Below are 622 nucleotides of genomic sequence, written 5' to 3'. Positions count from 1 at the left end.
TTAATTCATCTATACTTTTATTCGGATAAAGAATACTGGCAATGACTTCTGCGCCTCGCTCACTGACCGCTGCACCAACTCCGCCAACAACAGCTGAGTTACCTTGTAGCTCGGCAACCACGGCGCCAAGGATGGCATGACTGATAGTGTTAGCGACCTTATTGTCACCGGTTTGCTGCTTGATTATTGTGGCCAGTTTTGGTGCCAATGCACCAGCTACCGCACCGGTCATGTCGCCGGTGATTAAGCCATTGATGATATTAATCGCCATGTCGATGCCTTGACGGGTATTACTTCCCATCGCTGACATGCCTTCATTCATCGCTTTGTCGTAGGCTTCTTTATATATTTCTTGTTGTTCTTTGTCGGTTAACGGTTTATCGGATTTTTGTCTTTTGTCTTCTACCGCTTTTTTCGCCTCTTCTGTCGCTTTAATGCGGTCTATGGTGTTGAGCATGGTGAGTGTTTCACCACTAATTTCACTCACTAACCGGGTTTGGTCTATTTTGCTTTGTTCTTTTTCTTTATCAAAGATATGCTTAAGTTCATTACTGGCATGCTCAGTATCCCGACTTAACTCATTGATATCCTGCTTTTGTTCATTCTCATTGCGGATGATGAT

The 622-nt window shown here is 43.9% G+C and carries 1 protein-coding gene; it reads right to left on the bottom strand.

What is annotated here, in order from left to right; translation table 11 throughout:
- Positions 1-622, bottom strand: a 622-nt coding sequence (locus J3U63_RS13240) for a hypothetical protein (protein WP_267371860.1), incomplete at both ends; no start/stop codon positions are given.

The sequence above is a fragment of the Gilliamella sp. B2838 genome (assembly GCF_026536185.1).
GTDB lineage: Bacteria > Pseudomonadota > Gammaproteobacteria > Enterobacterales > Orbaceae > Gilliamella.
The sequence above is the reverse complement of the archived record's forward strand: the minus strand, read 5'-3'. Positions and strand labels throughout refer to the sequence as shown.